The following is an 8,526-nucleotide window of genomic DNA, read 5'->3' as shown; positions in this document are numbered from 1 at the left end:
ATAATAAAACGGATTATAAAGGAGGAAAATCATGAATTACGGTAAAAAATCAGTCGCAAAAAAACGAAATTCTCTGATTTCCCGTACAGCCATGATGGGGAAACGCGCACATGTTTCTTTTATCAGAGTTCTTTTTGTTTCTCTGATCACTTTATGCGTGGTCGCAGGCTGCATAGGTATCGGTGCATTTCGAGGGATCATAGACAACGCTCCGGATGTAGATGATGTAGACATTTCACCGCTGGGATATGCAACCTTCCTGTATGACGGAGACGGAAATCAGCTTCGCAAACTGACCGCTCCCAGCTCCAATCGTCTTCCGGTTTCTATTGAACAGATCCCGGCAGATCTGCAGCATGCAGTAGTGGCTATTGAGGACGAACGTTTCTATGAACATAATGGAATTGATGTAAGAGGTATTCTCCGTGCTTTTGTAAAAAACATCAGCTCCGGAGGTCTTTCTGAAGGTGCCAGTACCATTACACAGCAGCTTCTGAAGAATAATGTTTTTACCAACTGGACAAACGAATCTACATGGCTGGAACGTTTTACCAGAAAATTCCAGGAACAGTTTCTTGCGATCCAGATTGAAAAAAAGATCAACGATAAAAATGTGATTCTTGAAAACTACCTGAATACCATCAACCTGGGTGCCGGAGCCTATGGAGTACAGGCAGCTGCACGCCAGTATTTCAACAAGGATGTATGGGATCTGAATCTTTCCGAATGTGCAACACTGGCCGGAATCACCCAGAATCCTACACAGTTTAACCCTATTGAGCATCCGGAGGCCAATGCCAAAAGACGTAAAGAAGTCCTTAATCATATGCGTGATCAGGGATATATCACTCAGGAGCAGTATGATCAGGCCCTCAGTCATGACATTTATTCTGAGATCCAGGCTGCCCAGGCGCTGAATGCAGAAACCGCAGATACCATCTACAGCTATTTTGAAGATGAACTGATCGATCAGGTCATCAGCGATCTGATGAATATCAAAGGTTATACCAGAACCCAGGCTCAGAACCTGGTATACAGCGGCGGTCTGAAAATATATACAACACAGGATCAGTCCATTCAGAATATCCTGGATGAGGAATATGCAAATCCGGAAAACTATCCTGAAAATGTACAGTATGCCCTTGATTATGCACTGACAGTTCAGAATCCTCAGGGTGAAGAAGTCAATTACAGCAAAGAAATGCTTCGTCTTTACTTCCAGAATGAAGATCCTGAATTCGATCTTCTGTTTTCTTCACAGGAAGAAGGACAGGAGTATGTAGACAGATATAAACAGTCTATTCTGGCTGATGGAAGCACTGTCATTGCCGAACGTGTAAATTTTGCACCTCAGCCTCAGTCCTCCATGAGTGTTATCGATCAGCATACAGGCTATGTAAAAGCCATTGTGGGAGGACGCGGAGAAAAGACCGCAAGCCTTACCCTGAACCGCGCAACAGATACCACCAGACAGCCTGGTTCTACATTTAAGATCGTATCCACCTATGCACCTGCACTGAATGAAAAGGGAATGACCCTTGCCACAACCTTTGAGGATGAGCCTTATAATTATCCGGACGGATCTCCTGTAGAGAATGCGTCCAGATCCTACAGCGGAACCACAACTATCCGTAGAGCAATTCAGAATTCTATTAACGTCGTAGCTGTTAAATGTCTGGAGGAAGTAACTCCGGAGCTTGGTCTTCAGTACCTGGATAATTTTGGATTTACCACCCTTGCTCATGGAACAGAAGCCGATACAGATGCAGACGGAACCGTATGGACAGATGCGAATCTTCCTATGGCTCTTGGAGGTCTGACTCATGGTGTTACCAACATTGAGCTTTGCGCCGCTTATGCAGCCATTGCAAACCAGGGTAATTATATTGAACCTCTGTATTATACAAAGATCCTTGATCACGACGGAAACGTACTTATCGAAAAAAATTCCGTAGGACGTTCTGTAATTAAGGAAAGTACTGCATGGCTTCTTACCAGCGCCATGGAAGATGTTGTAAATTACGGCACCGGTACTGCATGCCAGCTGGATAACATGACTGTTGCCGGAAAAACAGGTACTACAGATGATTACAACGACCTGTGGTTTGCAGGCTACACACCATATTATACATGTACTGTATGGTCCGGATTCGATAACAACGAAAAGCTTCCAGATGATTATTCTCGTGAATTCCATAAAAACCTATGGAAAAAAGTTATGAATCGGATTCATGAGGGTCTGGAAAACAAAGATTTTGTAATGCCTTCCACTGTAGAAAAAGTAAGCATCTGTGCGGATACCGGACTTCTTCCGCGAGCAGGCTGTTCTGTGATCACAGAATACTTCGATATCGGCGATGTTCCTACCGAATACTGCGATCAGCATTTCTATGAACCAGAACCTATTCCGGAATACATCTATGATGAAACGGAAATTCCGGAACCAACGGTTGTTCCGGAGAATCCTGATAACGGCGGCAACACCGAGGATCCTGATAACGGCGGCAACACCGAGAATCCTGATAACGGCGGCGGTAATACCGAGGATCCTAATAACGGCGGCGGTAATACCGAAGATCCCAATAACGGCGGTGATACCGGAAACGGTGATGGAAATGGCGGTGACTGGAACGAAGGAGACTGGGAAGTATATTATCCCCAGTAACAAAAAAGAGGAGATTTCCGAAACAGGAAATCTCCTTTTTTTATTGAAATACAGGTTATAGAACCCTTTTTCATAAATATGTTTTGTCGTTATTACAGTACCATTTTTGCAGCGCCATAAATACCTGCATCATTTCCAAGGCTTGCAATCACAATAGGAACCTCTTTACATAAAGAGAATGCATACTCTTTATAGTGCTTTGTGATACAGTCGATCAGAGGCTGTCCTGCCTTGGATACACCGCCTCCAATAACGATTGCTTCAGGATCTACAACTGCTGCAAAGATACCAAGCGCTCCTCCAAGTTTCTCTCCTACTTCGTCCATCACCCGGCAGGCCAGGGCATCTCCTGCTTTAAAGGCATCCAGAACATCTTTTGCCTCTATATTTTCCAAAGCTCTTAATGTACTTGCATCTTCAGAAGCTGCAAGTGCTTCTTTTGCCAGGCGTACGATTCCTGTCGCAGAAGAATACTGTTCCAGACAGCCTTTATTTCCGCAGTTACAGCTTTCTGTTTCCTCATGGCATACATTCGCATGTCCGATTTCTCCGCCGGCCCCATGATGTCCTGCAACAATTTTTCCATCTACGATAATACCACCGCCGACGCCTGTTCCAAGCGTTACCATGATCACATTCTGAGAACCTGCCGCTGCACCCTTCCACGCTTCCCCAAGGGCTGCTACATTTGCGTCATTTCCAGCTTTTGCCGGAAGTCCGATTAATTCACTAAGTTCCTTGGCTACCGGCTTAAATCCCCAGTGAAGGTTAACTGCACAGGCTGCTTCTCCATTGCTGTTGATCGGTCCCGGGATACCGATGCCAACACCTGCTACATCTGACTTATCAATATTTTTTTCTGTAATCTTTGCCTGGATTGCCGCTGCAACATCAGGAAGAATATGAACACCCTCTTCTTCCGTTCTTGTTGGAATCTCCCACTTGTCGACCAGAGTCCCATCTGTCTGAAAAAGTCCGCATTTTACAGTAGTTCCTCCTACATCAATACCGAAACAATACATAATCCTATCCCTCTCCTTTTATTTATCACGTTTTTTTGCAATATTGGCCTGTACACGCTTATACAGTTCCTCTGCTGCATTATAGCCCATCTTTTTCTGTCTGTGGTTGACAGCGGCAGATTCCACAATCACTGCCAGATTACGTCCCGGACGAATAGGCAGGGAATGACAAACAATCTTGTTGCCCAAATATTCTGTATACTCCTCTGTAAGGCCAAGACGGTCATATTCTTTATCTCTGTCCCATTCCTCCAGCTTAATAACAAGATCTACAGACTGTGTATCTTTTACACTTTCTACACCAAACAGGGTTTTGACATCTATAATACCAATTCCGCGCAGTTCAATAAAATGTCTTGTGATATCAGGTGCCGAACCTACCAGGGTTACATCGCTGACCTTGCGGAGTTCTACCACATCATCGCTGACAAGACGATGTCCTCGCTTGATCAGCTCCAGCGCAGCCTCACTTTTACCGATACCGCTTTCTCCAGTAATCAGGATACCTTCACCATAAACATCTACCAGAACTCCATGGATAGAAATACAGGGCGCCAGCTGTACTCCAAGCCAGCGGATAATCTCCGCCATCAGACTGGAAGTTGTTCTTTCTGTTACAAATGTAGGAACATTATATTTAATAGCAAGATCCAGCATATCCTGCGACGGCTTTGTCATAGTGCTGAAGATTACGCAGGGAATCTTACTGGAGATAAAACGTTCATATTTCATCAGACGCTTTTCATCCGGAAGCTGCATCAGATATGTGTACTCTACATATCCAATGATCTGAACACGCTCATTGGCGAAATGCTCCAGATACCCGGTAAGCTGCAGTGCAGGACGGTTGATCTCTGCAGTCATGATCCTCTTGTCTGACAGGTCGATCTCCGGAGTCAGATTGGTAAGGTTCTGCTCCTGCACCATCTTTGTCATCAATACACCTTTCATATGTGTGTTCTCCTTTTTTATATATTAGCGGCACAAATTACTTTGTGTTACTTTCTGTCTTTCGGCTGCGCAGAAGGATGAAAAAAAAGATATACCTGCTGTGCGCTTGCTGCATTCATGGACTCTGTTTCTGCCAGCTCGTCCTGAGAAGCATCCCTGATTCCTTCCACAGACCGGAATTTTCGCATAAGTGCTTTCCTTCTCCGTTCACCGATCCCCGGTATGTCATCCAGGATCGAGTGTACCTGTTCCTTACTGCGGAGAGATCTGTGATATTCTATTGCAAAACGATGAGCTTCATCCTGGATCCTTGTGATCAGGCGAAAGCCTTCACTGTTTGTTTCAATTGGAATTTCCACATTATTGAAATAAAGCCCTCTGGTACGATGGTGATCATCTTTCACCATACCGCAGACCGGAATCTGTATTCCAAGCTTTTCCAGAACTCCGAGGGCAATATTTACCTGCCCCCTGCCTCCGTCCATCAGAAGCAGATCCGGCATTCTGGAAAAGCTGTCAAATTCTCCATTGCTCTCATGAGTAAAACGTCTGGTAAGCACTTCTTCCATACTGGCATAATCATTTGGACCCTGTACCGACTTAATACGGAATTTACGATAATCACTTTTTTTCGGACGTCCTTTTTCATATACGACCATGGATCCCACTGATTCAAATCCACTGATATTTGAAATGTCAAAGGCCTCCATCCGGACAATATCTTTCAGTCCCAGCCACTCCTCTACTTCATGTACTGCTCCTATTGTCCGTCCTTCTTCACGGCGGATACGCTCTCTGTCCTTATCCAGAACCATTCGGGCATTTTCTCTGGCAAGCTCCACCAACTTCTCCTTCGTTCCTTTCTTCGGAACCAGAATATGAACCTTCTGTTTTCTTCTGGAACTGAGCCATTCCTCGATCACCTCACGGTCTTCCACATCTGTCTGAAGCATGATCTCTCTGGGAATAAAAGGTGTCCCTGCATAAAACTGCTTCAGAAAACTGGACAGTACCTGCTCTCTGGTATCGCCTCTTGCAACTCGCAGATAAAAATGGTCTCTTCCAATGATTCTGCCGCTGCGCATAAAAAACACCTGAACCACTGCATCCTGCTCTCGAAGATCCAGACTTTCGTCCATTGCCACTGCAATGATATCCCTGTCTTCTTCCCCATAAGCAGTAATTTTCTGGCGTTCACCAATCTTACGGATACTCTGGATCAGATCACGGCATTCTGCCGCATCCTCAAACCGGAGTTCCTCAGAAGCTTTTTGCATCTTATCCGTCAGCTGATCAATAGTTTCCTGAAAATCTCCGTTCAGGAATCGAAGAACCTTCTGGATATTTTCCCTGTATGCCTCCTGTGACACATTTCCCGTACAGGGACCGGTGCACTGCTTCATATGATAATAAAGACAGGGACGGTCTTTTCCGCAGTCTCTGGGAAGTGTTCTGCTGCAGGATCGTACCTGATACAGTTTCCGCACAAGCTCGATAACGTCCTTTACCGCCCCTCCGCTTGTATACGGACCAAAATATCGGTTTTTATCTTTTTTCATCCTCCGGGCAAAAAGGACTCTTGGATAAGCCTCCTGAACTGTCACCTTAATGAAGGGATAGCTTTTGTCGTCCTTCAGCATGGTGTTATATTTCGGTCTGTGTTCCTTGATCAGATTGCTTTCCAGTACAAGCGCTTCCAGTTCGGAATCTGTAATAATATATTCAAATCTGGCAATGTGGGTGACCATCTGCTCGATTTTCGCACCTTTGTAACGGCTGCTCTGAAAGTACTGCCGCACACGGTTTTTAAGGCTCACAGCCTTTCCCACATATATGATCTCGTCCCGCTCATCATGCATCAGATAAACACCTGGCTTGGCGGGAAGTTTTTTCAGTTCTTCCTCAATCTGAAACATTTTCTGTATCCTGCTTTTCTTCTGATACGGTTTCTTCGATCACTTTCACATCTTCCGGAAATACCAGGTCATTCAGGTCTTCCGGAATATCCATTCCTCGCTCTACTGCCCGGAAGATTTTCATAAATTCTTTTCCGGTAATCGTCTCTTTTCGGATCAGATATTCTGCAATCTTATCAAGAGCTGTTCTGTGACCGCTTAAAAGCCTCTTAGACTCTTCATATGATTCGTGAAGAAGCTTCATTACCTCATGGTCGATTTCTGTTGCCGTATCATCACCGCAGTTTAATACAGCTCTTCCTGACAAATACTGATTTTCCTGCGAAGCCAGTCCCATAAGACCGAATTTCTGCGACATACCATACTGGGTGATCATAGCTCTTGCAACCTTGGTCGCCTGTTCGATATCATTGGCTGCACCTGTGGTCACCGTATCAAAGACGATCTCTTCTGCAGCACGGCCGCCCAGATATCCAACAAGCATTGCTTCCAGTTCTTTCTGTGTGTTAAGGAATTTTTCTTCTTCCGGAACATGCATAACATATCCCAGGGCTCCCATGGTACGGGGAACAATAGTGATCTTCTGCACCGGCTCCGCGTCTTTCTGAAGGGCACTGACAAGGGCATGACCTACTTCATGATAAGATACGATACGCCTTTCCTGTTCACTTAAAATACGGTCTTTCTTCTCTTTTCCTACAAGAACCACTTCCACAGATTCCAGAAGATCCTTCTGGGATACTGCCCTGCGTCCATTCTTTACTGCAAGGATTGCTGCTTCGTTGATCATATTTGCAAGGTCGGATCCCACTGCGCCGGAGGTTGCCAGAGCAATGGCATCCAGATCTACCGTTTCATCAAGAAGCACGTCCTTGGCATGTACTTTCAGAACCTCCACACGGCCCTTCAGATCCGGACGGTCTACAATCACACGACGGTCAAAACGTCCCGGACGGAGAAGTGCCGGATCCAGAACTTCCGGACGGTTGGTCGCCGCAAGGATCAGAAGGCCTTTGGATGTATCAAATCCATCCATTTCCGCAAGAAGCTGGTTCAGAGTCTGCTCACGCTCATCATTCCCTCCTCCATAATGAGAATCACGGCTTTTTCCAATTGCATCGATCTCATCAATAAATACAATACAGGGAGCATTTTTCTTAGCTTCCTCAAAAAGATCGCGGACACGAGACGCACCTACACCTACAAACATCTCCACAAATTCCGAACCGGAAAGAGAAAAAAACGGCACCTTTGCCTCTCCCGCTACAGCCTTTGCCAGGAGAGTCTTTCCGGTTCCCGGAGGTCCTACAAGAAGCGCACCTTTGGGAAGCTTAGCTCCAATAGCTGTATATTTTCCCGGATTATGAAGAAAATCTACAACCTCCTGAAGAGATTCTTTTGCCTCGTCCTGTCCGGCCACATCCTTAAAGGTAATGCCTGTCTCCTGCTGGATATATGCCTTTGCACGGCTTTTACCCACTCCCATAACACCGCCGCCTTTATTCATACGGCGCATAAAGAACATCAGCATTCCAAACATAAGAACTGTGGGAAGCAGCACGCTGAGCAGCATAGAAAGAATCTCCAGCATTGCGTCAGGCTGCTCGTACTGAAAAATGATTCCCTTACCTTCCAGTCTGGCAGTCAGCGCATCAATATTCTCCATCTGATTTACATGGTACTGTTTCTTTTCAAAAGAATCATGAAGCTTTGGTTCAACTGTCAGTACACCGGACTGCAGTGTCACTTCTTTTACCTGATCCTTCTCCACCATTTCAATAAATTTGTCATAAGTGATCTCACTGGTGCCCCCATTACGGATTTCTGTTATAAAGCTCAGGCAGATCAGTGTCACCAGAAGACAAAGTAAAAATGCCAGCAGCGACTGGCGGTTTTTATTTGGCCCTTGTTTTCCGGGCTCATTACGGTCCGGTCTTTTTCCATCCGGACGATTTTCCATATGATCGTTCAT

Annotated in this window: 5 protein-coding genes; 1 reads left to right on the top strand and 4 read right to left on the bottom strand. The window is 45.4% G+C overall.

From position 1 onward, the window contains the following. Window positions 1–31: 31 nt before the first annotated feature. Window positions 32–2,665 carry a PBP1A family penicillin-binding protein gene (locus RDS42_RS02175; protein ID WP_308782149.1) on the top strand — a complete coding sequence of 878 codons (2,634 nt, stop codon included), beginning with the start codon at window positions 32–34 and terminating at the stop codon, window positions 2,663–2,665. Between the two features lie 92 nt (window positions 2,666–2,757). Here the strand turns inward: RDS42_RS02175 and RDS42_RS02170 are convergent, their stop codons facing one another. From RDS42_RS02170 to ftsH, 4 genes are read right to left on the bottom strand one after another with little or no spacing between them, the layout of a single operon-like run. Continuing rightward, the gene (locus tag RDS42_RS02170) at window positions 2,758–3,687 is read right to left on the bottom strand and encodes an ROK family glucokinase (RefSeq protein WP_308782148.1); all 930 of its coding nucleotides are present in this window, start codon (window positions 3,685–3,687) and stop codon (window positions 2,758–2,760) included. Between the two features lie 18 nt (window positions 3,688–3,705). Continuing rightward, window positions 3,706–4,638: an HPr(Ser) kinase/phosphatase gene (gene hprK, locus RDS42_RS02165; RefSeq protein WP_308782147.1), complete on the bottom strand. Its 933-nt coding sequence runs from the start codon at window positions 4,636–4,638 to the stop codon at window positions 3,706–3,708. 47 nt (window positions 4,639–4,685) lie between these two features. Beyond that, window positions 4,686–6,554, bottom strand: coding sequence for an excinuclease ABC subunit UvrC (gene uvrC, locus RDS42_RS02160; protein WP_308782146.1), 1,869 nt, complete (start codon window positions 6,552–6,554; stop codon window positions 4,686–4,688). Further along, the gene (ftsH, locus tag RDS42_RS02155) at window positions 6,541–8,526 is read right to left on the bottom strand and encodes an ATP-dependent zinc metalloprotease FtsH (protein ID WP_308782145.1); all 1,986 of its coding nucleotides are present in this window, start codon (window positions 8,524–8,526) and stop codon (window positions 6,541–6,543) included. Before ftsH ends, uvrC begins: the two co-directional genes overlap by 14 nt.

It is taken from the genome of uncultured Blautia sp. (genome assembly GCF_902497045.1).
Classification (GTDB): Bacteria; Bacillota; Clostridia; order Lachnospirales; family Lachnospiraceae; genus Blautia_A.
This window is presented reverse-complemented; position numbering and strand designations above follow the sequence as displayed.